A 22,688-nucleotide genomic window follows, 5' to 3' on the forward strand; every position below is an offset into this window, starting at 1 on the left:
CTCCTCAGAAATAGTCTGCTCTCTTGTTTTATCCATTTTCCCTTGAATTCAAACCAATCCTTACCTATTAGGAGATCAAACCGACCAGCTCTCCCCTATTCAACTGGATTCCTAGCGAGAATAAGTTCCTTTGACCCATTTAGATGTAAAAGACATGCGTTCTTATGTCCTAACGACTACTGACGGATGTATGGTATAATTAGGAAAGATCTTGTCTCTCTACATCAAAAGGGTGGTCGGCTAACCCCTATCCGAAAGGGGGTGATGCCTATCGACGCATATCAAGTCATTATGGTAATGTTTTCGTTTGGTATGTTCGTCCTTTCGCTTCTTAGCTTTGTTGTGAAGATTGTGACAGAGCTCTTAAAGCATAAAAAATAGACCTCCCTTCACACGATTATGCAGGAGAGGTCTATTTCATATGGGCCGATCCTCTTAAGTAGAGAGAACGTAGATCACACGACCACAGTTGCAGCTGTGGTCGTTTTTTATTATATGCTTTCTACGTATAGGATACCACATCTTGACAAATGAAAACACTTATTTACCTTTTACTTTTTGAAACTCTTCCAATCAAGTTCACTTTCATTTAGCAATTCCTCAAAACTTTTGTTTGCTTCCCTTTTTTTACGCTCTTCTATCCGCTTTTGCTTTTCTTCTTCTTTTCGCTGCTCTTCTTGCTTTTTCAAATCCGCTTTCTTCGATTGAAGTTGTTTTACAAGATCATCTTGTAACAGATCTTTTAACGTGCCTTCTTCCTCTTGTTTACGTTTCTTACCCAACAAACTCCACTCCTTTTTGAATAACCCTAGAAGATAATGAAGCATTCAGCATCCCATTTGGACTTTTAAGGCGGAATAAACGCCCTGTCCATTCTAGCTTCATGTCTGGTTCGAAAAAGGTTTTTTGCTGTTCATCTATTATGATCTTATAATTATCATTTTCCACCACTTCATCGTATTGTGTCACTTCATCTGTAAAATACAAAATGCGTACGCCGTTCACACCACATCCGCATCCTTCTATGTCATAGTAAAGGCGCAGATAAGGCTTATGGTCCATCTGCAACTGACGCAATTGATTTAATGCTTCATTCATAATTGTTAATTTCATGATCATACCACCTTCTGTCTTATCTATCTTATAAAATCATAACCGCTCGAGCAACCTTTCTGACTAATCTGTATAAAGTGCCCACATTCATTGACCAATCATTGTGCGTCTTGTACAAACTCTGAATCATACTCTTTTATAAGAAGGAAATCTCCAGGTAAACGCATAAATATGATAATGAAACGATTAAGAATCAAGAGGAGGAATAAAAATGAAACTGCAAGTACAGAAACCGATTTTCGCCGAATCTGCTAGTCTCTTTGTAAACACAATGAGTGAGTACGAGGATACGGTGCTGTTAAAAAAAGATCACTGGGTCGTGGATGCTAAAAGTCTTTTAGGAGTGTTAGCAGTCTCTCTACAGCCTGGACAAACAGTAGAACTCGATGTCCAAGGCGGGAACGAAACCGCCATTAAGCAAACGCTTATTGAAAAACAGCTTTTTATAGAAGCATAAGTCATTGAGGACAAGAATGCGTTTCTTGCTGGAGTATCATCCAGCAAGGAATCGCCTCTATTCCGCATAATGCCCGCCAACCAACTTACTTCGATGCTTCGCTGTACCAGCCTTCGTATAGGAAACGGCCCTAAGAAGAGCATCGTTCCCGTATTTGTTTCGGATTTCATCCATCACATAACCAAGATCACGCTTTTTATCACGGTCTTGTTCAAATAAACTAAGTTGCATCGCTTTGTCTTCTGTAATATTAGATAGGCTTATCGAAATCTTCCGAACGGTCTGATGAGAATAAAATTCGTTAAAAATTTGCATACATACATCGTATAACTCTGTTGTAATATTCGTAGGGGATGCGACGGATCTTGAACGGTGAAACCCACCGCCATTCTCAACTTTACTATATCCAATCCCAAGACTAATCGTTCGCCCTGCTTTTTGAGACGCACGTGCACGCTTTGCCACCTCTTCACACATTTCCAAAATGACATAGCGCACTTCTTCCGGGTTCGGGTAATCCCTCATAAGAATTTGACTCTTCCCAAAGCTGATCTGCCCTTCCATAATGGGAGCACCAAGCTCAGAGAGATCTACCCCATTGGCGTGATAGTAGAGCTGATTCCCCATCACCCCAAAGCGTTTCTCCAGCTGTTCGAGAGGAAATGTAGCAAGCTGTCCAACGTTTGTAATGCCTAACCGATTTAACCGTTTCTCCATCCGCGAACCAATCCCCCACATTTCGCTTAACGGCGAAACAGGCCACAATTTTTTCTTTACATCTTCATACTCCCATTGAGCAATCCCATTTTTCTTAGCTTCCAGGTCGAGGCATAATTTAGACAGAAGCATATTTGGCCCGATTCCAATTGCACATTGGAGGTGAAACGTCTCAAACAACTCTTGTTGGATCATTCGAGCAACCTCTTTAGCGTCTCCCCATAATCTCTCCGTTCCCGTTACATCCAGAAAACTTTCGTCAACACTGTACGTGTGAATCGCTTCTTTTGGAACATAACGATTAAAAAGGCGGGTAATTTCAGTTGAGATGTGCAGATAAATCCTCATTTGTGCAGACACTAAATGGATTCTCGGATCATCTGGGATCTCAAATAAACGACTCCCTGTCTTAATACCGAAATCTTTCTTTAACGCTGGCGAAGCTGCCAACACCACACTTCCCGGGCGCTTTAAATCTGCTACCACAGCAAGATGGGCCCTCATTGGATCTAGCCCTTTCATGATGGCGGCGCAACTAGCATAAAAACTTTTCATATCCACACACAAAATACTACGTTCCGGGAACGACTGATAATCAATCACCGCATTCATAAGTTACCCTCCCGCGAAATACGAATGTTTGTTCGCATGATCTATTATCCTTATTATGCGAATGTTCGTTCCCATTTTCAAGTGGCGATGTTTTCCTTTTTTCGACATTTACTCTTCATCACATAGTTCCCTTCTTATATAAAACAAAAATCCTCACGAGTTGTGAGGATTTATTTCTTCTCAAATTGTTTGCGCATCACTTTCTCTGTAAGTCCAGGCATAAGTTGATAAAGCTTTGAACCGGCTTCCATCCAAGAAGGCAAATTAATTTCTCTCTTAGATGTAAACAAATGCTTGATCACTTTTTGAGCTACAACATCAGGATCTAACATGAAGCGCTCAACGGACTTTTGATAAGCTCCATCAGGATCAGCCTGATCGAAAAAGTTTGTTCGAACAGGGCCCAGATTCACCCCTGTTACATAAACCCCTTTTGGTTTTACTTCTAAGCGAAGAGCGTTTGTGAAACCTAGAACCGCATGCTTCGAAGCCGCATAGCCAGATGCTTTCGGAGTAGACATCTTACCAGCCTGAGAGGCGATGTTCACAATATGCCCCCCTTGTGCAACAAAATCAGGAAGCACTACTTTCACACATTGAATGAGACCAAACACATTCACTTGAAACATTGCTTCATACTGCTCTATACTCGTCTCTTCTACCGACTCAAATATACCAAACCCTGCATTGTTAATTAAGGCATCTACAACTCCGAATCTTTCCTTTATCATTGAAAAAGCCCGTTCAATATCTGAGCGTTTAGCCAAATCACATGAAGCGGCATAACCCCTCACACCGGTGCTCTTCTCTATACTGTCAATGAGTTCATTCAAACGTTCTCCTCGTCTGGCTAAAAGGATCGGTAGACCACCCTTTTTAGCTACATGCCAGGCTATGCGTTCTCCAATACCACTCGATGCTCCCGTAATAACCACTTTCTTATTCGTTAATACATGCGTCAAACTTATCACCTATTTTGCTTCATAATAATAAACTCCATCTTCTAAGTGTACATGAACGCGCCCTTCCTCTTCCAATACATCAAGTTGCCCGACGGTTTCTGACATCGTTAAACCAAATTGTTTTTCAATGTGTTTTGGAAATAGCTGTTTACACACTTGAAATGGAGTGAGAGGTCCCTCTTCCAACATGTGATATACCTTATTAGACCGGTATTCCTGCTTTTTCATACGTTCTTTAATTAACTCGTTAGGATTCGTGAAAACCGGGCCGTGACCAGGATAAACTTCTCGTATATCCATATGTAAACACTTATCCAATGTTTTTTGATAAGTGACAAGCGGCCTAGGACGCGGACCACCAGGTAGGCGAGGTGGCTCTAACAAAGGATTGGAAGAAATGTGGTAAAGCAAATGATCCCCCGACAACATCGACTGGTCAAGAGATCTGTAAAACGATAAATGACTCTCGGCATGCCCAGGGGTTTCCATAACCGACCAATCTGGATGCCCTGGAATTTGATCTCCTTCTTTTAACGAGCCAGTTAGTGTGCCCTCCGCCACATATTTAAGAGGATCACGCAAATGTTTAAAGAAGGCTTCATGAGTATGATCTACCCCAAACTGCTTATATAACGTATAGAAAAACGTTTGAAAACGATTTAAAAACGTCTCATCTCTCTCAAGCCATCTTTTATTGTCCTCATGACCATATACTCCTTCTAATTGTTCAAAGCGATCAACTAAACCTATGTGATCAGGATGGTGATGTGTCAGAATCACTTGTTTAATATCGTTAGGACTGTAACCAATCGCGTGTAATTGGGATTCTAACGCTTTCCAAGCTTCTTCTGTTTTTACGCCCGCATCAATTAGAGATAGCGTTTCTCCCTTTAGTAAATACGTATGCACATCCCCCACTGCAAATGGCGTTGGAATGGACAGTTGATAGATCTTATCTGTTGTTTGAACCATAGTGAACCCCCAAACACTGAATGATCATTCAGTTTTTCTTCTATTGTACTCCTTTCTATGGAGTTTGTCATGAATCAAGAACGAAAAAAGGAATGAACATCTCCTCTTTTTGAAAGACTAGAAGAGGGTTAAAGAAAGAAAAGATAAAAATATTTTCCCGGTCGTTGCCTTGCCCCTGGTTTTTAATATGTCCATTTGAGTGCGATAAAAATGAAGAAAAGCCATCGCTGAAAAACTCTAACACACCAACACGTTGGCGTGTTAAAGTACATATCTTTTCTTTTCTTTGTACACCTGGTGTGGAATATTTCATTTCCATAAATATGAAAAATCTTTTTTAACACTATTTATAATATTCGACAAATTGCGCATTTTACAATAAACCTTTAAATCTTGTCGAAGTTTTTCTATAATTCTGTAGTACTCTTAACGATGCAAATTGTTTGAAAAATCATAAGAAAAAGAAAGGGAGATCCAACTATGGAGGATACTCAAAAGCGCGGTTGGGTTACGAAGGCGCTTGACGTCATCGAGCGCGTCGGGAATAAGCTTCCCCACCCAGCAACCCTTTTTGCCATACTAGCAGGATTGATCATCATCCTCTCAGGGATTATGGCAGCCCTTGGAGTTACGGTTGAAGACCCCATTAAGGGAGAGACGGTTTCTGTCTTTAACTTAATGTCGTCTGAGGGTATAAAATATATCTTTGAAAACTTCGTTACAAACTTCACAGGCTTCGCCCCACTCGGAACGGTACTTGTAACAATGCTAGGAATTGGCGTAGCAGAGCGCTCTGGCTTAATTAGCGCTATGCTTCGTGGACTTGTTACCTCTGTTCCTAGTTCAATGATTACAGCAGCCCTTGTGTTTGCTGGTATTATGTCAAGTATGGCAGCTGATGCAGGTTACGTTGTACTTGTGCCTTTAGGTGCAGTTCTATATGCAGGACTTGGACGACACCCATTAGCAGGTTTAGCAGCCGCCTTCGCGGGTGTATCTGCAGGTTTTAGTGCGAACTTATCATTAACAGCTCTAGATCCTTTACTTGCTGATTTAACCATTGAAGCAGTAAAGAACTCTGCTTTTCCTGAATATGCAGGGGAAATTCAATACACTATGAACTACTTCTTTATGCTAGCCTCTGTTGCTTTATTAACAGTAGTAGGTACATGGGTAACGAATCGATTCGTTGAACCTCGTCTTGGTGATTATAAAGGCGAAGTGGAAGAAGAAATTAACTACTTAACAAAGGCCGAGAAAAAAGGACTTCTTCTTTCATTCCTTTCTCTTCTTGTTACATTAGGTTTACTATCTTTACTTATCGCATTTGAGTGGTCTCCACTACGAAATAATGAAGATGTATTGATGTCTCCATTCTTCTTTAACCTAGTACCAAGTATCTTCCTGGCTTTCTTTATTCCAGGACTTGTATACGGGATTGTTACAAAGAACATTAAGAACGATAAAGATGTAGCCAACCAACTAAATGAAACGATGGAAACAATGGGTTCCTTTATTGTCCTATCGTTCTTCGCTGCACAGTTTGTTGGATTCTTTGCCAAAACAAACCTTGGACGCATCTTAGCTATTAAAGGTGCCGAATTCCTAGATAGTACAGGCATTAACGATTTCCGTGTTGTGATTCTGTTCATTATTGTCGCTTCTCTTATCAACTTAGTAATGGGTAGCGCATCAGCCAAGTGGGCTATTATGGCTCCTGTATTCGTACCTATTATGATGCGTATCGGCTACAGCCCGGAATTTACAACTTTGATCTATCGTATTGCAGATTCAACGACAAACGTTATTTCACCACTTATGACGTATTTCGCCATTGTAATTGCCTTTGCCCAAAAATATGATAAACGAGTTGGAATCGGAACTTTAATTTCCACTATGCTTCCATACTCGATTGCATTCTTCATTGCATGGCTGATCATGCTTATCATTTGGGTCGTTGCCGGTATCCCAATCGGTCCAGACACAGGCATCTACTTTGATGGAAACCTATGGAAATAAACTTAAAGTCCAGCTCGCTTGAGCTGGACTTTTTTTATGCTTCTTTAAAGCTTAGATCGTTATCCGTAAGAGCCCCATCCCTCACAAAATTGTTTTAACTTCGCGTTTTCAATAAAGTATGAATGGTTTCAGAAATGATTTCTGGTAGCTGTTCGAAGCTATAAGAGAGTTCTAGTCGTTCAGACCACTGATGGGGGTCTTTCCCTCTTGGCCCGACGTTTAAAATGGGCATTTGAAACATTGACAGTCGTTCATCTGATAATTCAAATCCATTGCCATAAAGCGGCATATTCTCTAACAACGTATTTAATTTAGTCTCTGAGGTTGGCGGACCAATAAAGCTAAGATCTGATAGACCAGGGAAAAATTCTACTTCCTCAAGAGTAATCTGGAACTGATCTTTCGTGTAATCTTTAACGTGTTGCAGCGTATCCTTAACATAGTCATCTTCTTTAGACGAGACAGATGGATAGAACGGTGGACTGTAAAATAGAACAATCATAGGCGCAAGGTCTTTACATAGCGATGCAAGCTCTTGTACAAGAAGGGTTGAAAACTCTCGGTCTCCTTTCTCTCTTTGACTTATGAGAAGATTCCTCCTCCTCTCAACCTCTTCTCCCCCGTATCGCTCCACTGCTTCATTATATAATTCATCATAAGTAAAGACACGTACAGGAAATTCTGGTATATGAATGCCCGGCTTTTCATTCAGAAAGGCACGCGCCTTCGCATTGAAGTGTTTTGTCGTCTGGCTACTTGCTCGATTCGCTGCTTCAAGAAGCTTCTTATGAATCTCTTTCGTGGACTGCTTCAAGTAAAGAACATTATACATGGCTACAGCCGCTTGAGGTGTCTGAACGGAGTACTCCTCCTTCAAGTCTCTCTGCATTAAAGAGATCGGCGGTGGTGTGGTTTCTTCCCCCACTGTTTCGATGAAAGCTTCATTTAACTCCAGTTCTTGTGATAAGTAACTTACCATTAAATTAGCGTTTAGTCCTGCAAACGGTTCTCCCACATGGGTCTCTTTTCCATAACATAAGAAACCAGGGAGCAATTTCCCGATTGAGCCTGAATATACATATTGTCCTGGGTCACCAGGATACTGGCTAAACATCGGTTCTCCGTTTAAACATGCCCTATAGTTGAGGTTCTCCTGCTTTTTGATTTCTTGAAGGGCTGGGAGAGCTTGAAGCATACCAAGGGAGTTAACCTCTTCGTCAGGTACCGTTAAGAGAAGTAAATTCCCTTTAAATTCACCTTCCATAGCACGCTCTAGCATGGACATATGAACCGTAAGTCCTGCTTTCATATCCATAATTCCTCGCCCAAACAGCCATTCCCCGCTTTTCATATCTTGTTGAATAGCATCGGGGAGTTCTTCTCGTATTCGCTCATATTCTTCAGTTAATCCCCTCGGATAAAAAGCAAGAGGCTTTTTAGAACCGAAATCATCAACCCCTACCACATCAAAGTGACTTAATAAGATTACCGTATCTTGAGCTTCATCTTGTTTTACAAGTGCTGTCACGAGCTGCCTACCATCAGGTAACGGATGAAGCTTAACGTGGTCGGGATGGTTTTTAAAATAATCTTTTTCCATAAATCGTTGGTGAATATGTTCAGCTAGCGCAATTTCTGCTTCGCTTCCTGTAATACTTGGGTATTCAACTAATTGGCAGAGCAGATCGACAAGCTGTTTCTTAGTTTTCCAATCTGACATGATCCCACTCCTATTCCTGCTTGGGTTATAATTGATGTATTATTCAGATATTTACGCTATCTTATCACAATACATTCTTTTACAGAAACTAAATTGACTTTTATATCGGGATGGAACACAATCAAGATGGACTCTATTTCAGGAGGTGCTAATGTGAAGACGTTTATATTCGCTCACAGGGGTGCAAGCAGATTGGCTCCGGAAAATACGATGGCTGCTTTTATACTGGCACAAAAGATGGGAGCAGACGGGGTTGAAACAGATGTACAGCTAACGAAAGATCATATCCCCGTCCTCATTCATGACGAGACCCTTCACCGCACAACAGATGGTACTGGATATGTAAAAGATTACACGTTTGAAGAATTAAAAAGACTTGATGCCGGAAGTTGGTTTAGTGAAAAATATAAAGGAGAACAGCTTCTTAGCTTAGAGGAATTTCTTCAATGGATCGCATCAACCAACCTTGTAATGAATATTGAGTTAAAGAACAACCTCATTGATTATAAAGATATTGAACAAAAGGTTTTCAACTTGATTACCCATTATAAACTCGAGCACAGAACGATTATCTCAAGCTTTAACCCAAAAAGCATCAGACGGTTTAGACGGATCTCAAAAGAGATAGAATGTGCTTGTCTAACAAGCAGACGCCCTAAAGATCTACAGCAACTCATACAAGACTCCAAAGCTAATGCTTTACACATTAAATACACCGCCCTAACAAAAGGTTTATTAAAAGAAGCCGATCGTTTACAGCTTCCAGTCAGAACCTATACAATCAATCGCCCCTCCAGATTGATGCGTTCTTACAAACTTAACCTTGATGGCATTTTTACAGATGTTCCCCATTCTGCTATAGAATACAAAGAATTATATCTACATAAACACAAATCCTAATGAGTGAGTCCTTTTTTGGGCTTACTCATTTTTATATTTCATTCATTCTCTCCGTATAAAATCTCTACAACCATTTTGTTAATTATTTTTAATTTTTTATAAAATCCACAGAAAACGCATTCAATACATTTATTAGAATGATGTTACATATTTTACTAACAAAAACCCAAAAGAAAGCATTTTCATTGATATATCAGTGTATATGTTTTGCAATATTCCTTAATCAATTATAAAATGACTTACAGTGAAGCATCTTAATAAAGATTTATTAATTTTTTTAACTATTTGAAGTAAACACTGAACCATAAAGGAGTTTTACACGTGAGTACAACAACAAATGAAATGATTAAAACACTTCTAAACGGAGAATGGAATGTAAGCGAGTCAAAAGCGACAGTAGATATTTATTCTCCTTCTAATAAAGAACTTGTCGGGAGCGTACCTTCCTTATCTCAGGAAGAATTAAATACTTCGATTGAAACAACAGCTAAGGCTCAAACTGAATGGGCTGAACGTTCTGTGCAAGAACGTGGAGAAATCCTTAATAAATGGGCTGATCTTCTAGAAGAACGAAAAGAAGAAATTGGTACAGCAATTATGAAAGAAGTTGCAAAAAACAAAAAATCTTCTGTTTCTGAAGTAGAGCGTACTGTAGACTATATCCGTCACACAGTCGAAGATGCTTATCGATTAAATGGTGAAGTGAAGCGCGGAGATGGCTTCAAAGGAGGCTCACGCTCTAAAGTTGGTTTAGCTGAAAAAGCACCGCTTGGAACAATCTTAGCTATTGGACCATTCAATTACCCAGTTAACCTTTCAGCTTCTAAAATTGCACCAGCCCTTGTTCAAGGTAATAGCGTTGTGTTTAAACCAGCCACTCAAGGTGCGATTAGCGGTATAAAAATGGTAGAAGCTCTAATTGATGCTGGCCTTCCTAAAGAACTTATAACCGTAGCAACAGGACGTGGCTCTGTGATCGGTGACTTCCTTGTTCAACACCCTAAAGTAGATATGATTTCTTTCACAGGTGGAACAGCTACAGGTCGTCACATCGCTCAACTATCCTCAATGGTACCTTTAGTACTTGAACTAGGCGGTAAGGACCCTGCGATTGTCCTTGAAGATGCAGACCTAGATAAAGCTGCAAAAGAGATTGTAGCCGGAGCATACAGTTACTCTGGTCAACGTTGTACAGCGATTAAACGTGTACTTGTTCAAGATGAAGTAGCTGATGAGCTAGTAGATCGTATCGCTCATAAAGTGAAGAGCCTGTCTGTAGGTATGCCAGAAGATAATAAAGATGTGACCCCTTTAATCGATGATAAGAGCGCTGATTACGTACAAAGTCTTATTGATGATGCGAAAGATCAAGGTGCGACAGTTATTTCTGGTGACACACGTGAAGGTAATCTTCTTCACCCAACTCTTCTTGATCATGTATCAACAGATATGCGTGTAGCATGGGAGGAACCATTTGGTCCTGTTCTTCCAATTATCCGCGTTTCTAGTCAGTCTGAAGCTATTCAAATCGCTAATGAATCTGAGTATGGTTTACAGGCGAGTATCTTTACGAAGAATATCGACAACGCGATGAGCATCGCTGATAAACTAGAAGTTGGAACAGTTCAGCTAAACGGTAAAACATCCCGTGGACCAGACCACTTCCCATTCTTAGGTGTGAAAGCCTCTGGTCTTGGTGTACAAGGCATCCGTGAGAGCCTTCTTTCCGTTGTACGTGACAAAGTTACTGTTATCAACATGTAATTCCATACTCCAAATGATGATAAATAAAAGCTCAGAGTTACCCTGTAACTCTGAGCTTTCTTTATATCCCTTTCTTACTTTCTTCTTTTTTCATTAACCTCAGAACATGATCTTTCGGGGTCCAGCAATCAAACTTCCACCTCGGATCTGTTTCGTAACCTAGACGCTTACAAAAACGTTTAACTCTCCCCTTTTCCTTAGCTACAGTAAAATGCACACATGTAGCACAACAATGAAAGTCTCTCACCGCTTCCACCTCCACTCGAATGTCTCCAGTGTAACACATAGACATCTGCCTATTTTCAGGTTTCCCATTAGAATAAAGACCCAAAAATCTCATCAGGCGCATATCATAATCAGGAAATAACAAGGAGGAGGAAGTAGTATGCATCATAACGGATATGCTTATCCTGTGCTTCCACAAGGGAACCACAATTTATACAGATCAGATGAAAGAATTTTTGTCGGAAGACGACCATTTGGATTCGGTCGCCCATTTTTTGGAGGACCTTTTGTCGGGGGACTTGTCGGAGGTCTCGTAGGTAGTGCGCTCTTTTCCCCATTTTATCGTCCATACCCATACTATCCACCGTATTACGGATATGGTTATGGCCCTGGCCCTTATTACGGGGGATATGGGGGATATGGAGGATATGGAGGATACGGTTACGGAGGTTACTAAACAGGGCACCACGGGTTAAGAATTAATTGAAGAAGGCTAAATCATGATAGATTTAGCCTTCTTTTTTCTATGACGGTCCACCCTCATACATATTCATAAAAAATGATACCGTTATCAGAGTTTGAATCTGGATACATGTGGAATAGTACCTCCGAACCTAAAAAAGTTTAGCAACATAATAAGGAGGAACCGATATGAATCGCGATAATTTAATGCAAGATGGCCCTCGCAAACAAGAACAACAACGCCAGCCAGGGTTTGAATCACAAATGAATCCTTCCCCCCTTCAAGCTGATGAAGACTATCAGAGTGGAAATAAATTAAAAGGTAAAGTGGCTCTCATAACAGGCGGAGATAGCGGGATTGGTCGATCTGTAGCTATTGGTTATGCAAAAGAAGGCGCCCATGTTGCTATTTCTTACTTAGATGAGCACGAGGATGCGGAAGAAACGAAGAAGAAAGTAGAAGCAGAAGGTACTAAAGCTTTGCTACTACCTGGAGATGTTGGGGATGATGCTACATGTCGTGATATTGTAGCCAAAACGGTCGATACTTTTGGTCAACTTGATATTTTAGTAAATAATGCAGCTGAACAACATCCAAAAGATAACATTGAAGATATTTCAGTAGAACAATTAGAAAGTACATTTAAGACCAATATCTTTTCTATGTTCCATATGGTAAAAGCAGCTCTGCCACACTTAAAACAAGGGAGCGCTATTATTAATACTGCTTCTATAAATCCGTATACAGGGAACGCTGAGCTTGTTGATTATACAGCCACAAAAGGAGCTGTTGTAGCATTTACTCGCTCCATGGCTCAACAACTTGTCAACCGTGGCATACGCGTTAATGGAGTTGCACCAGGTCCAATTTGGACGCCTCTTATACCAGCCACTTTCCCTGAAGAAGAAGTAGATCAGTTTGGCACCAATACCTTAATGGGCCGTCCCGGGCAACCTGTTGAGCATGTAGGAAGCTACGTCCTTCTAGCTTCTGATGACTCATCTTATATGACTGGTCAATTTATTCATGTTAACGGAGGTTTGTTTACCTCAAGCTAATATAATATAAAAAATCCTCACCTCTTTAGTTAGGAGGGAGGATTTTTTATATTATAGGTTAACGACACTTAATTCAAATGAGATAAGTTCCTTTAGAACAGGGTGACATTTAAGACGAACCACCCAATAATAAACGTTTGAATGATAAACTTCGCCAAAGTACCTCCGAGAAATCCAATAATAGCTCCCTTAGAGGATTGAAGCGCTTCTTGTAAATCTTCTTTTTGAATATACTCAGTAATAAAAACGAATACAAATGGCACAAGAATGACGCCAAACGGAGGGAATATAAAGGAACCGATAATCACACCAATAGCTGCCATTCGTTCTCCCCATTTTGTCCCTCCGTAATGTTTGACCGCTTTACTGTTAATGATAATATCTGAAATGAGGAGCACCACGGTTAATACCCCCATCGTTATCCAATACCAGATACCTAGTTCATTGCTATTTATTGCAAATTGATAAACCAGCACACTAATCCATAAAAATAGTGGACTCGGCAATACAGGGTAAAGTAACCCCACATAACTAAAAATAAAACTAATGACAATAATAAGCCACCAAATAATATCCATATGCACACTCCTGTCTATTAGAAATCTTGTTCCATAAAAACATAAAGAATCTCTTAGATTTTATCGAACAAGTTCCACTTGTACCCATTTTTTCAAACCATTAATCATCCAGACCTCATCTGCACGTTTCAAATCTTCCATATAGAGAGTCTGGGTACCAATCATGCCTTCTTCTAATAAATATTCCCGATAAGTACCAGCTAGTAATCCACTTTCAACAGGGGGAGTGACGTATTCACCATCTATAAAGAGCACGAGATTGCCGATTAGAAATTCAGTCAACTCCCCTTTTGTGTTCCATAGAAGAACAGAGAAAAAGTCTTGATCCTTATGCTTATTGTACATACTTCTGTGAGTTGTTTTATGATAAAGGAACGGATCTTCCTCATTAATAGACGAGCTAGCTAGCTTACACTTCATCACCGCTTCAATAACCTCTTCCTGAACAGCCTCTGCTGTTATATCCCCAGCATCACTGACTAAAAGCCTTACCTTATAAAGCCCCCGCCCATTAAACTCCTTAATTTCTGCAAGTTTTTCAGAGACCTCTCTTTCGGGCCAAGGGTATTGAAAATAGATCGCACTATCTTTCATTCGCTTCAGATGGTGGTCCATCAAAAAATACTCTCCCTCTTCTAACCGAATGGTTTCGAGCAGTTGAAAGGAAGGCCGCTTCTCTGTTAACAATTTTGCTTTCACCCAGAGTTCGTCAAATTCCCCTTTTGAAGTAGACTCCCAAGTAATTCCGCCACCAGCGCCATATGTAGCTGTCCCCTCTTCACGATCGATCCAAACCGTGCGGATTGGGACGTTAAAAATGGCTTCCCGTTCAGGCGTGAACATTCCAATAGCTCCGCAATATACGTCTCTTGGTGATTGTTCTAGAGCTGAGATGTAATCCATCGTACGAATCTTAGGGGCTCCTGTAATGGAACCACACGGAAACAGAGCACGGAATATTTCAAAGAAAGGTAAATCGCGAGGCACCTCCCCTTGAATAGTAGAGGTCATTTGATGGACTGTCGGATAGGTTTCTACATCAAACAAACGAGGTACTTTGACAGTACCAGGTGTGGCAATCCGCCCCAGGTCGTTTCGTAGCAAGTCCACAATCATTACATTTTCAGATCGGTCTTTCTCTGATTGAGATAGTGTCCTCTTAAGCTGATGATCTTCAGCCATTGTCTTTCCTCTTTTAATAGTTCCTTTCATGGGCTTGGTGGTTATATGTTCATTGTCTTTTCTGAAGAATAGCTCCGGAGAGGCAGAAAGAATCGAATAACGGTCAAATTGCAAATAAGCACTATAGGAGGATTGTTGATTCTTAGCAAGCACATGGTAAAGTGCGAGATCATCTCCATTAAATTGTGATTTCAACCGAGCCGTATAGTTCACCTGATAGGTATCTCCCTTTTCAATCGCTTCATGAATGGTTCGGATACCACGTTGGTATTCCTCGTAATCCGATTGGAGTTTCCACTCAGCTACATTATATTGAAGGCTTCCACTCTCAAGAGGAACTTCGCTTTTTTTTGAGAATACTCCCATCATTAGAAGTGGCATCTCAGAATTAAGGGAAACCTTAAATCGCTTGTCAAAAGCTGGCGCTGCTTCATAAGACATATATCCCGCCACATATTTACCTTTTTCAATTGCCTCTTCAATTCTACAGAAGGCTGCTTCAATTTCTTCAATGGTGTGTGCCTCAATGACAGATTCAGGCTCCGTAAACACAGATGGGGTGACGACACCTTCTTTATTCTCAAAGTCGAATTGTAAATTAATCATGAAGGAGCTACCTCCTTTACATCAAAAAAGTTCTGTAACATTTCGTACCCATTCTTTGTTAAGATCGCTTCAGGATGGAATTGAATTCCTTCAACCGGATAAACGTTGTGTCGCACTCCCATAATAGCTCCGTCTTTTGAGCGCGAGGTCACTACTAATTCTTTAGGGAGCCTGTCCTCAAGAGCTACTAAAGAGTGATACCTTGTAACAGTAGTAGGAGACGAAATGCCATCATAGATGCCATTTCCATCATGAAATACAAGAGAGACTTTACCATGCATTGGACGTTCTCCTTTTTTTACTTCCCCTCCGAAAGCTTCTACGATCACCTGGTGCCCAAGGCAGATCCCAAGAATAGGAACCACTCTAAAGAAATGTTTAACAACATCTGTACAAATCCCGGCTTCTTGAGGAGAACCAGGGCCTGGTGACAATACGATTGCTTCTGGTTCTAAAGCTTCGATTTCTTCAATAGAGATCTGGTCGTTTCGATAGACCACTACCTCATACCCTCCCATCTGTATATATTGGAATAAATTATATGTAAATGAATCATAGTTATCGATCATTACGATCATTCTTACCACCGCTTTTAAGTAATTGTATTGACGATCTTATTATAGCTTGTTTTACCTCTTGGATACAAAAGGGGATATTTTGGGAAAAGTAATGCCAATACGCTCTAAGAGAGGATCCAGGCATCGTGATTGTCCAAGAAGTATGATAGATTTTAATCTATAGATCGGAGGCTGGCACATGACAATTCTTTTAATCATGACGATCGCTTTTTGGACGTATGCCCTAATCGATGGATGGAGAGGCTTGAAATCTATAAAAGCTCTTAAAGAGGTCCAGGATCATCATTCAAATCAGTTTGTCTCCATCATTCTGGCTGCTAAAGATGAAGAAAAGGCGATTGATCAAACATTACAATCCTTGATAAATCAAACTCATGAGCCCTTTGAAATCATAGCGGTAAATGATCGTTCTCAAGATCAAACAGGTTCTATCATAAACAAATGGGCAAAAAGCAATCCTTCCCGCATAAAAGCTATTCATATTGAGGTACTGCCTGCAGACTGGTTAGGGAAAAACCACGCTCTATACCAGGGTACAGGCACGCAAAAGGAGATGTTCTACTATTCACGGATGGAGACATTTACTTTTCTAACAACGCTATTAACCAGGCCCTTTCATTCTTTGAAGCGGATCAAGTGGACCACGTTTGGGTTTGGCTTCTTTAAAAGGCCGTGGACAGCAAACAAGGATTATTCTAATAAAGGAGGTATGGGCATCGGAGCATTCAATATGCTGAACCGCTCCACTTACGAGGCAATTGGAACTCATAAGTCTTTTTCACTCAGGCCGGACGATGACCTTTATCTCGGACAACTGGTGAAATCCTCAGGATACAGACAACGGCTTGTGACTGGAATGGATGAACTATCTGTTGAATGGTATCCTTCTTTAAGTACTGCGATAAAAGGACTTGAAAAGAATACATTTGCCGGATTGAATTATTCTTACTCCTTAAGCTTTATTGCTGTTTCAGGAACGTTTATTTCTCAAGTTCTCCCTTTCGTTATATTCATTGTAGGATCCAACGATCACAGAAGCTTAAGTGCAATAGCCATCTTTTTAATGCTTGCATTAATGGTGATGACAACAAGGAAACTAACCCATTACCATTCCTTATACGCACTCACCCTTCCCTACTCTGCTTTATTGTTTATATACACGATCGTACGCGCGCTCACTATTACGATTAAGAACGGTGGAATTGAATGGAGGGGAACGTTCTACTCTTTAAAAGATTTAAGAGGAAAAAGGAAAAGCACGAAGCAATAAAAATGTAAAAATCATTTGATTATGAAATAATGAACTCGTTCTGTATTTTCAAAAAGGAGGATTACCTATGGAATCCAGTTTATTTTCCCCCATAACATTCGGAAAAGTTACATTAAAAAACCGGATTGCTATGTCCCCTATGTGTATGTACTCTTCTCATACTGAAGATGGGGTTGTAGCACCGTTTCATTTAGCCCACTACGAGAGCCGCGCTGCTGGTCAGGCCGGGCTCATTATGATTGAAGCGACCGCCATACTCCCTGAAGGACGGATCTCCCCTCAGGATTTAGGAATTTGGAGTGATGACCATGTTTCAGGTTTGCAACAAATTAATGAAGGGATCCATCGTCACGGAGCCAGATCAGCGATTCAATTAGGGCACGCAGGAAGAAAAGCGATCTTGGATGAAGACATATATGCTCCAAGTCCGATTCCTTTCAAAGAAGACATGGAAACCCCAAATGAAATGACCACCTCTGATATTAAACGTACAATACAGGCATTTAAAGAAGCAGCGAGACGTTCTAAAGAAGCGCATTTCGATATTATTGAGCTTCACGGAGCGCACGGCTATTTAATTAGTCAGTTTCTTTCCCCTCTCACAAATAAACGTACAGATGAGTATGGTGGAGATCGAGCGTCTCGTTTTCGATTCTTAGAAGAAGTGATCGAAGAAGTCAAAACCACTTGGGATGGACCCATATTTGTTCGGATTTCTGCGAATGAGCACGATGTAAATGGGAATCAAATGGAAGATTTCCTTTATTATGCTGAACGTATGAAAGTACTTGGAGTTGAATTAATTGACTGTAGTTCTGGCGGTGTAGTACCTGTTCGACCTGAGGTCTACCCTGGATATCAGTTGCAATATGCAGACCAAATCCGGAATCAGGCGGATATCGCAACAGGCGCAGTCGGCATGATTACTTCTGGCCTTCAAGCAGAGGAAGCAATCCGGAACAAAAGAGCTGATTTAATCTTCGTAGCTCGCGCCATGCTTCGCAACCCATACTGGCCAAAAGCCGCTGCTGATGAACTTGGTGTGGAGTTAGAAGGTCCTGAGCAATACAAAAGAGGATGGCTGTAATCACCACTCTCACGTTTACGTAAAAAAGGAGTATGAAACTTAGTTTCATACTCCTTTTTCTTTCAAACCTACATTTTATACATTGAATTAGCAATTTTAATTACATCTTCTTTCGTGAATTGCTGTGGCTGACTCGGAGGATATGCCATCAACTTCACGATATAAGCTCTGCTCTCACTCTCTTTACTCCATTGCAATTCGTTTCCAAACTCATTCATTTTGAATTTTGCATGGGCGCCATTCTGAAGGTCAATTCCCGTATCACTTGTATACAATTCACCTTGGTGACTCATTGTCATCACATGTAAATTTAGTTGACCATTTGTGAAGATAATTTCAATATGAGAAGGATTTTCAGAGCTTGTGATTGCTTGTACATCTGTCACTTCAAAAGGAATATAATCAGGTACTTTAATTTGCTCCAACTGCTCTTGTGACAGTTCATTCAATTGATTCTTTAAAGTAGGATAGTGTTCTTTTAATTGTGCGAGATTTTCAGAAGACGTTTGATCCCCACACGCAGATAAAAGCAACAATAAACCGATTAAAACCCCTATAGACCACCACTTCTTCACTTCCATCACCCTTACTACATTTTCCTCTATAGATTAGACGAACTTCCCCATAGAAACGATTCAACATTTTTGAATTCTTTTTTTAAATGTGATAGCGATTCTCCACAACCGGATCGGGCTAATCCTAACCTCCAAAAAACTTGCTTCTGTATTCTGTTTCGTTTAAACTTTTAAACTAACGAACAGAAAGAAGGAATCGAAATATGTCTACCCACTTTGAACAGCTGTTTCGCCTGAATACCCTAACCTTTCATGCGTTAGGAGATACGGCCAGACAAGATATTATTTTACTGCTGGATCAATTTAAACGATTAAGCGTCAATGAAATTGCGGAAAAGTCTCCTCTTTCACGCCCCGCTGTCTCCCATCATTTAAAGATCTTGCGAGATGCGGGCATTGTATCCATAGAGAAAGAAGGAACAAAGCGCTATTATTTCCTGACTATCGAGGACAGAATTGATCTATTAAAACAACTCATAACAGAGGTTGAGAAGCATTGTATAGAGTAGGAGGAAGATCATGGAATTTATATTTTTAGGAACAGGTGCTGGTGTACCCTCTAAGAAACGAAATGTTACAAGTATCGCTTTACAATTGTTGCAAGAAAGAGGCGCAACCTGGTTAATAGATTGCGGAGAAGCTACTCAACACCAAATCTTAAATACTTCCATACGACCGAGAAGGATCGAAAAAATATTTATTACCCATTTACACGGAGACCATATATTCGGTTTACCAGGTCTATTGGGGAGCCGGTCTTTTCAAGGGGGAACAACTCCTTTAGAAATATACGGACCTCGGGGTATCAAAGCATTCATAGAAACCGCCCTTTCTATTAGTTCAACTCGCTTAACCTATGACTTGCAGATTCATGAAATAGATGAAGGTAAAATTTATGAAGATGATCAATTTACGATTACCTGTAAAAAATTAGATCACGGCATTTTAAGCTATGGGTACTCTTTTGAAGAGAAGGACAAACCTGGAGAACTGCTAGTTAAACAATTACAAAAATCAGGCATTCAACCAGGCCCCATTTATCAGCAGATCAAAGACAATCCTAGAGTCATGTTAGAGGATGGAACCATGATCGAGCGAGAAGACTATGTAGGCCCTCCTAAAAAAGGCAGGAAAGTGTGCGTCTTTGGCGACACACGCTTTCATGAGCGGTTTATTCCATTTGTAAAAGATGCTGATGTGTTAGTACATGAAGCGACATTCTCTGAAAACGAGGAAACACTAGCTTATAATTACTATCATTCCACAACTGCTCAAGCTGCTCGCATTGCTCAAGAAGGTGGGGTCAAACAACTCATCATGACCCACATTTCATCTCGCTACCAAGATGAAGACGTGAACTCGTTATTAAATGAAGCCAGAACCTATTTTTCTAATACAGACATCGCTGCAGATTTAAAACAATTTAAAGTACGTGATTAAGGAGGGAAAAGATGAATACCGAAGAACTGGTTCATCACCAACGAACATTTTATTACACAGAATCTACGAAGCCTTTTTCATTTCGGAAAGAACAGTTAACAAACCTTAGAAACATGATTGCAGAAAATGAAGAAGCTATTATCGGGGCGCTCTATAAAGACCTTCACAAGTCAGAGTTTGAAAGTTATACGACAGAAATTGGGTTTTTATATAGTGAAATCACCTCTACCATAAAAAATTTAAAAGACTGGATGAAACCTCAAAAGGTCAAAACACCTCTTACACATGCAGGATCCAAAAGCTACTTATATAAAGAACCATACGGTGTTACCCTTATCATCGCTCCATGGAACTATCCATTTCAATTGGCTCTTGCTCCTGTTATTGGAGCCCTTGCAGGTGGAAATACGGTTATCCTGAAACCTTCTGAGCTTACCCCTGAAACGTCTATCCTTCTAAAGAAAATGGTAAGCAAATGGTTTGATGCATCTATCTTTACAGTAGTAGAAGGTGACGCGGAGGTAAGTCAGGAACTACTCGAGCAGCGTTTCGACCTTATATTCTTTACGGGAAGTGTTCCTGTTGGAAAGATTGTTATGGAAAAAGCAAGCCAGCACTTAACTCCTGTACTGTTGGAGCTTGGAGGGAAGAGCCCAACTATTGTTGATGAGGATGCGAATTTAGATCTTGCTGCGAAACGAATCGCCTGGGGGAAATATACAAACGCAGGACAAACGTGTATAGCACCCGATTACCTATACGTTCATCGCTCTGTAAAACCTGAATTAATGAGTAAATTAAAAGCTGCAATTAAGGATCTATACGGTGAGGACCCTCTTTATAATGAAGAATATAGCCATATTGTAAACCGACGTCACTACGAGAGATTATGTAACTATCTACACGACGGCGAGCTTTTAACAGGCGGTGAACATGACGCAGATTTAAATGCCATTGAACCGACCATCTTAGATCATATTTCATGGGATGATTCCATTATGCAGGAAGAGATTTTTGGTCCTATTTTACCTGTCTTAACCTTTGATCAGTTAGATGAAGTGATTGACGAAGTGAGAAATCATGAAAAGCCATTGGCTCTTTATTATTTTTCTAAGAATGAACAAAAACAAGAAGAGATTTTAGAGAAGCTATCGTTTGGCGGAGGTTGTATCAATGACACTCTTTTCCATGTTGCTAACCCCCACCTACCATTTGGTGGTGTTGGTCAAAGCGGCGTTGGTACCTATCATGGCAAAGCAAGCTTTGATGCCTTTACTCATTCGAAAGGAATTGTCAAGCAAACGACTAAATTTGACCTTTCCATTCGCTATCCTGGACGTAAGCATGGGTTAAAACTCATTAAGAAACTTCTTAAATAAGTCCGAGCCCCCCCTTATGTGGGGGGCGTTATTCAAATTAAGTAATATCTTCTATAGAATATACCTATGCATACAGTCAAGACCATGAGTCGTATCAATAATCCCATAGGAGGTATAGGGAAGTTTACGTTTGTCCATTAAAGATCCTGGATTGAACAATAAAGTCTTCTTAACCCATCTTGTTAGAGGTAAATGGGAGTGACCAAATATAATAAGATCCACTTCTTCTCCTTCAAATGCCTCGACAACCCTTTTCTCGGTTGTCTTCTTATCTCCGTGTCCATGTACAACTCCAATTTTATAACCATCGAGCTCCAAAACTAATTTCTCCGGCAGTCGATCTCGTACCTCCTCTTCTTCAATATTTCCCTGGACCCCTTGTACCTTTCCATACGAAGCTAGCTGATCGTATACTTCCAAACTACTCCAATCACCAGCATGGATAATAAGGTCTGAATTACTTAACTCTTCTTTTATGGATTCGGGGAATGCGTTCCCTTTTTTCGGCATATGTGTATCTGAGACAACAATTATTCTCATGTCTTCAATCCTCTCTTAAAGGTGGTTATATTATGAAAGTTTTTCTCGCAGGCCCATTCTTTAATAAGGAAGAACGTAAACGAGTTCGTGATATTGCTGCAGTGCTACAAGATGTAAAAGGCTTAGAAGTTTTTATTCCCATGAAAAATCAATTCAAACCACTCGAATTTGGAGAACCCCTATGGAAAAAGGCTGTGTTTTCAAATGATGTCATTCATATATTGGAATCCGACGTCATGGTTGCGATCCATGATAGCGGGAATAAACCCTACCCAGACTCTGGAACAATGTGGGAAATAGGATTTGCCTACGCAAACAGAATTCCAATCATCGTCTATACAGAAAAAGATACAATAATGAATCTTATGATTGCAGAATCAGGTAGAGCCTTTGTATACTCATTAGAAGACTTAATCGCCTATGATTTCCAAACACTTCCTTCAAATACTTATAAGGGAGAAATTATCTGAC

25 protein-coding genes are annotated in these 22,688 nt (G+C 40.3%); 13 read left to right on the forward strand and 12 right to left on the reverse strand.

Annotated features, from left to right (window positions below; genetic code table 11):
* Positions 1-264 precede the first annotated feature (264 nt).
* Positions 265-381: a putative holin-like toxin gene (locus tag LQ226_RS20895; RefSeq protein ID WP_255687396.1), complete on the forward strand. Its 117-nt coding sequence runs from the start codon at positions 265-267 to the stop codon at positions 379-381.
* Positions 382-551: 170 nt separating this feature from the next.
* Here the strand turns inward: LQ226_RS20895 and LQ226_RS04945 are convergent, their stop codons facing one another.
* A complete protein-coding gene (locus tag LQ226_RS04945; protein ID WP_231416747.1) occupies positions 552-782 on the reverse strand; it encodes a YqkE family protein in 231 nt (76 codons plus the stop codon).
* Positions 775-1,113 (reverse strand): iron-sulfur cluster biosynthesis family protein, encoded by a 339-nt coding sequence (locus LQ226_RS04950; protein WP_231416748.1) that lies wholly within the window; start codon positions 1,111-1,113, stop codon positions 775-777. Before LQ226_RS04950 ends, LQ226_RS04945 begins: the two co-directional genes overlap by 8 nt.
* 211 nt (positions 1,114-1,324) lie before the next feature.
* Between LQ226_RS04950 and LQ226_RS04955 the strand changes: the two genes are divergently transcribed.
* Complete coding sequence (locus tag LQ226_RS04955) at positions 1,325-1,570, forward strand: HPr family phosphocarrier protein (RefSeq protein WP_231416749.1); 246 nt, start codon at positions 1,325-1,327, stop codon at positions 1,568-1,570.
* Between the two features lie 57 nt (positions 1,571-1,627).
* Here LQ226_RS04955 and LQ226_RS04960 read toward each other — a convergent pair whose 3' ends face one another.
* From LQ226_RS04960 to LQ226_RS04975, 4 genes are all read right to left on the reverse strand, one after another.
* Positions 1,628-2,899, reverse strand: a complete 1,272-nt coding sequence (locus tag LQ226_RS04960; RefSeq protein ID WP_231416750.1) for a DNA polymerase IV — start codon at positions 2,897-2,899, stop codon at positions 1,628-1,630.
* Positions 2,900-3,069: 170 nt separating this feature from the next.
* Positions 3,070-3,861 (reverse strand): SDR family NAD(P)-dependent oxidoreductase, encoded by a 792-nt coding sequence (locus LQ226_RS04965; protein WP_231417571.1) that lies wholly within the window; start codon positions 3,859-3,861, stop codon positions 3,070-3,072.
* A gap of 9 nt (positions 3,862-3,870) precedes the next feature.
* Positions 3,871-4,833 carry an MBL fold metallo-hydrolase gene (locus tag LQ226_RS04970; RefSeq protein ID WP_231416751.1) on the reverse strand — a complete coding sequence of 321 codons (963 nt, stop codon included), beginning with the start codon at positions 4,831-4,833 and terminating at the stop codon, positions 3,871-3,873.
* A 67-nt stretch (positions 4,834-4,900) separates the two neighbouring features.
* On the reverse strand, positions 4,901-5,152 hold the full coding sequence (locus tag LQ226_RS04975) for a hypothetical protein (protein ID WP_231416752.1): 252 nt from the start codon (positions 5,150-5,152) through the stop codon (positions 4,901-4,903).
* A gap of 161 nt (positions 5,153-5,313) precedes the next feature.
* Here LQ226_RS04975 and LQ226_RS04980 point away from each other — a divergent pair, with 161 nt between their 5' ends.
* On the forward strand, positions 5,314-6,852 hold the full coding sequence (locus tag LQ226_RS04980) for an AbgT family transporter (protein ID WP_231416753.1): 1,539 nt from the start codon (positions 5,314-5,316) through the stop codon (positions 6,850-6,852).
* Positions 6,853-6,946: 94 nt separating this feature from the next.
* Here LQ226_RS04980 and LQ226_RS04985 read toward each other — a convergent pair whose 3' ends face one another.
* On the reverse strand, positions 6,947-8,572 hold the full coding sequence (locus LQ226_RS04985) for a M20/M25/M40 family metallo-hydrolase (protein WP_231416754.1): 1,626 nt from the start codon (positions 8,570-8,572) through the stop codon (positions 6,947-6,949).
* A gap of 153 nt (positions 8,573-8,725) precedes the next feature.
* Here LQ226_RS04985 and LQ226_RS04990 point away from each other — a divergent pair, with 153 nt between their 5' ends.
* The 4 genes from LQ226_RS04990 (at position 8,726) to LQ226_RS05010 (ending at position 12,982) form a co-directional block, all read left to right on the forward strand.
* Entirely contained in the window at positions 8,726-9,472 is a 747-nt protein-coding gene (locus LQ226_RS04990) for a glycerophosphodiester phosphodiesterase (RefSeq protein ID WP_231416755.1), read from the forward strand.
* Between the two features lie 342 nt (positions 9,473-9,814).
* Positions 9,815-11,236 (forward strand): NADP-dependent glyceraldehyde-3-phosphate dehydrogenase, encoded by a 1,422-nt coding sequence (locus LQ226_RS04995; RefSeq protein WP_231417572.1) that lies wholly within the window; start codon positions 9,815-9,817, stop codon positions 11,234-11,236.
* Positions 11,237-11,621: 385 nt separating this feature from the next.
* On the forward strand, positions 11,622-11,918 hold the full coding sequence (locus tag LQ226_RS05005; protein WP_231416757.1) for a hypothetical protein: 297 nt from the start codon (positions 11,622-11,624) through the stop codon (positions 11,916-11,918).
* A gap of 194 nt (positions 11,919-12,112) precedes the next feature.
* Positions 12,113-12,982 carry an SDR family oxidoreductase gene (locus LQ226_RS05010; protein ID WP_231416758.1) on the forward strand — a complete coding sequence of 290 codons (870 nt, stop codon included), beginning with the start codon at positions 12,113-12,115 and terminating at the stop codon, positions 12,980-12,982.
* Positions 12,983-13,074: 92 nt separating this feature from the next.
* On the opposite strand, the gene LQ226_RS05015 is transcribed toward LQ226_RS05010, so the two are convergent.
* Genes LQ226_RS05015 through LQ226_RS05025 form a run of 3 tightly spaced genes read right to left on the reverse strand, consistent with a single transcriptional unit; the run spans position 13,075 to position 15,926 of the window.
* A complete protein-coding gene (locus tag LQ226_RS05015) occupies positions 13,075-13,560 on the reverse strand; it encodes a DUF456 domain-containing protein (protein ID WP_231416759.1) in 486 nt (161 codons plus the stop codon).
* Between the two features lie 60 nt (positions 13,561-13,620).
* On the reverse strand, positions 13,621-15,348 hold the full coding sequence (pabB, locus tag LQ226_RS05020; protein ID WP_231416760.1) for an aminodeoxychorismate synthase component I: 1,728 nt from the start codon (positions 15,346-15,348) through the stop codon (positions 13,621-13,623).
* The gene (locus LQ226_RS05025) at positions 15,345-15,926 is read right to left on the reverse strand and encodes an anthranilate synthase component II (protein WP_231416761.1); all 582 of its coding nucleotides are present in this window, start codon (positions 15,924-15,926) and stop codon (positions 15,345-15,347) included. Before LQ226_RS05025 ends, pabB begins: the two co-directional genes overlap by 4 nt.
* A gap of 178 nt (positions 15,927-16,104) precedes the next feature.
* Between LQ226_RS05025 and LQ226_RS21240 the strand changes: the two genes are divergently transcribed.
* Both LQ226_RS21240 and namA read left to right on the forward strand, forming a co-directional pair.
* Positions 16,105-17,196 (forward strand): glycosyltransferase family 2 protein, encoded by a 1,092-nt coding sequence (locus LQ226_RS21240; protein ID WP_231416762.1) that lies wholly within the window; start codon positions 16,105-16,107, stop codon positions 17,194-17,196.
* Positions 17,197-17,263: 67 nt separating this feature from the next.
* Entirely contained in the window at positions 17,264-18,283 is a 1,020-nt protein-coding gene (gene namA / locus LQ226_RS05035) for an NADPH dehydrogenase NamA (protein WP_231416763.1), read from the forward strand.
* A 68-nt stretch (positions 18,284-18,351) separates the two neighbouring features.
* On the opposite strand, the gene LQ226_RS05040 is transcribed toward namA, so the two are convergent.
* Positions 18,352-18,858, reverse strand: a complete 507-nt coding sequence (locus LQ226_RS05040) for a hypothetical protein (RefSeq protein ID WP_231416764.1) — start codon at positions 18,856-18,858, stop codon at positions 18,352-18,354.
* A gap of 203 nt (positions 18,859-19,061) precedes the next feature.
* On the opposite strand from LQ226_RS05040, the gene LQ226_RS05045 reads away from it, so the two are divergent.
* The 3 genes from LQ226_RS05045 to LQ226_RS05055 are packed head-to-tail and all read left to right on the forward strand — an operon-like array spanning position 19,062 to position 21,677.
* A complete protein-coding gene (locus tag LQ226_RS05045; RefSeq protein ID WP_231416765.1) occupies positions 19,062-19,367 on the forward strand; it encodes an ArsR/SmtB family transcription factor in 306 nt (101 codons plus the stop codon).
* Positions 19,368-19,377: 10 nt separating this feature from the next.
* Positions 19,378-20,298: a ribonuclease Z gene (gene rnz, locus LQ226_RS05050; protein WP_231416766.1), complete on the forward strand. Its 921-nt coding sequence runs from the start codon at positions 19,378-19,380 to the stop codon at positions 20,296-20,298.
* An 11-nt stretch (positions 20,299-20,309) separates the two neighbouring features.
* A complete protein-coding gene (locus LQ226_RS05055) occupies positions 20,310-21,677 on the forward strand; it encodes an aldehyde dehydrogenase (RefSeq protein ID WP_231416767.1) in 1,368 nt (455 codons plus the stop codon).
* Positions 21,678-21,728: 51 nt separating this feature from the next.
* On the opposite strand, the gene LQ226_RS05060 is transcribed toward LQ226_RS05055, so the two are convergent.
* Positions 21,729-22,217, reverse strand: coding sequence for a metallophosphoesterase family protein (locus tag LQ226_RS05060; RefSeq protein WP_231416768.1), 489 nt, complete (start codon positions 22,215-22,217; stop codon positions 21,729-21,731).
* A gap of 32 nt (positions 22,218-22,249) precedes the next feature.
* Between LQ226_RS05060 and LQ226_RS05065 the strand changes: the two genes are divergently transcribed.
* Complete coding sequence (locus tag LQ226_RS05065; RefSeq protein ID WP_231416769.1) at positions 22,250-22,687, forward strand: nucleoside 2-deoxyribosyltransferase; 438 nt, start codon at positions 22,250-22,252, stop codon at positions 22,685-22,687.
* Position 22,688: the final 1 nt, after the last annotated feature.

Source organism: Pontibacillus sp. HN14 (assembly GCF_021129245.1).
Taxonomy (GTDB): Bacteria; Bacillota; Bacilli; order Bacillales; family BH030062; genus Pontibacillus.

Coding starts and splice junctions, on each gene's coding strand:
- LQ226_RS05005 (WP_231416757.1), top strand. CDS start 11,622: ATGCATCATAACGGATATGCTTATCCTGTGCTTCCACAAGGGAACCAC.
- LQ226_RS05065 (WP_231416769.1), top strand. CDS start 22,250: ATGAAAGTTTTTCTCGCAGGCCCATTCTTTAATAAGGAAGAACGTAAA.
- rnz (WP_231416766.1), top strand. CDS start 19,378: ATGGAATTTATATTTTTAGGAACAGGTGCTGGTGTACCCTCTAAGAAA.
- LQ226_RS05010 (WP_231416758.1), top strand. CDS start 12,113: ATGAATCGCGATAATTTAATGCAAGATGGCCCTCGCAAACAAGAACAA.
- LQ226_RS04975 (WP_231416752.1), bottom strand. CDS start 5,152: ATGGAAATGAAATATTCCACACCAGGTGTACAAAGAAAAGAAAAGATA.
- LQ226_RS05055 (WP_231416767.1), top strand. CDS start 20,310: ATGAATACCGAAGAACTGGTTCATCACCAACGAACATTTTATTACACA.
- LQ226_RS04950 (WP_231416748.1), bottom strand. CDS start 1,113: ATGAAATTAACAATTATGAATGAAGCATTAAATCAATTGCGTCAGTTG.
- pabB (WP_231416760.1), bottom strand. CDS start 15,348: ATGATTAATTTACAATTCGACTTTGAGAATAAAGAAGGTGTCGTCACC.
- LQ226_RS20895 (WP_255687396.1), top strand. CDS start 265: ATGCCTATCGACGCATATCAAGTCATTATGGTAATGTTTTCGTTTGGT.
- LQ226_RS05045 (WP_231416765.1), top strand. CDS start 19,062: ATGTCTACCCACTTTGAACAGCTGTTTCGCCTGAATACCCTAACCTTT.
- LQ226_RS04955 (WP_231416749.1), top strand. CDS start 1,325: ATGAAACTGCAAGTACAGAAACCGATTTTCGCCGAATCTGCTAGTCTC.
- LQ226_RS05060 (WP_231416768.1), bottom strand. CDS start 22,217: ATGAGAATAATTGTTGTCTCAGATACACATATGCCGAAAAAAGGGAAC.
- LQ226_RS05015 (WP_231416759.1), bottom strand. CDS start 13,560: ATGGATATTATTTGGTGGCTTATTATTGTCATTAGTTTTATTTTTAGT.
- LQ226_RS05025 (WP_231416761.1), bottom strand. CDS start 15,926: ATGATCGTAATGATCGATAACTATGATTCATTTACATATAATTTATTC.
- LQ226_RS04995 (WP_231417572.1), top strand. CDS start 9,815: ATGATTAAAACACTTCTAAACGGAGAATGGAATGTAAGCGAGTCAAAA.
- LQ226_RS04960 (WP_231416750.1), bottom strand. CDS start 2,899: ATGAATGCGGTGATTGATTATCAGTCGTTCCCGGAACGTAGTATTTTG.
- LQ226_RS21240 (WP_231416762.1), top strand. CDS start 16,105: ATGACAATTCTTTTAATCATGACGATCGCTTTTTGGACGTATGCCCTA.
- LQ226_RS04980 (WP_231416753.1), top strand. CDS start 5,314: ATGGAGGATACTCAAAAGCGCGGTTGGGTTACGAAGGCGCTTGACGTC.
- LQ226_RS04970 (WP_231416751.1), bottom strand. CDS start 4,833: ATGGTTCAAACAACAGATAAGATCTATCAACTGTCCATTCCAACGCCA.
- namA (WP_231416763.1), top strand. CDS start 17,264: ATGGAATCCAGTTTATTTTCCCCCATAACATTCGGAAAAGTTACATTA.
- LQ226_RS04985 (WP_231416754.1), bottom strand. CDS start 8,572: ATGTCAGATTGGAAAACTAAGAAACAGCTTGTCGATCTGCTCTGCCAA.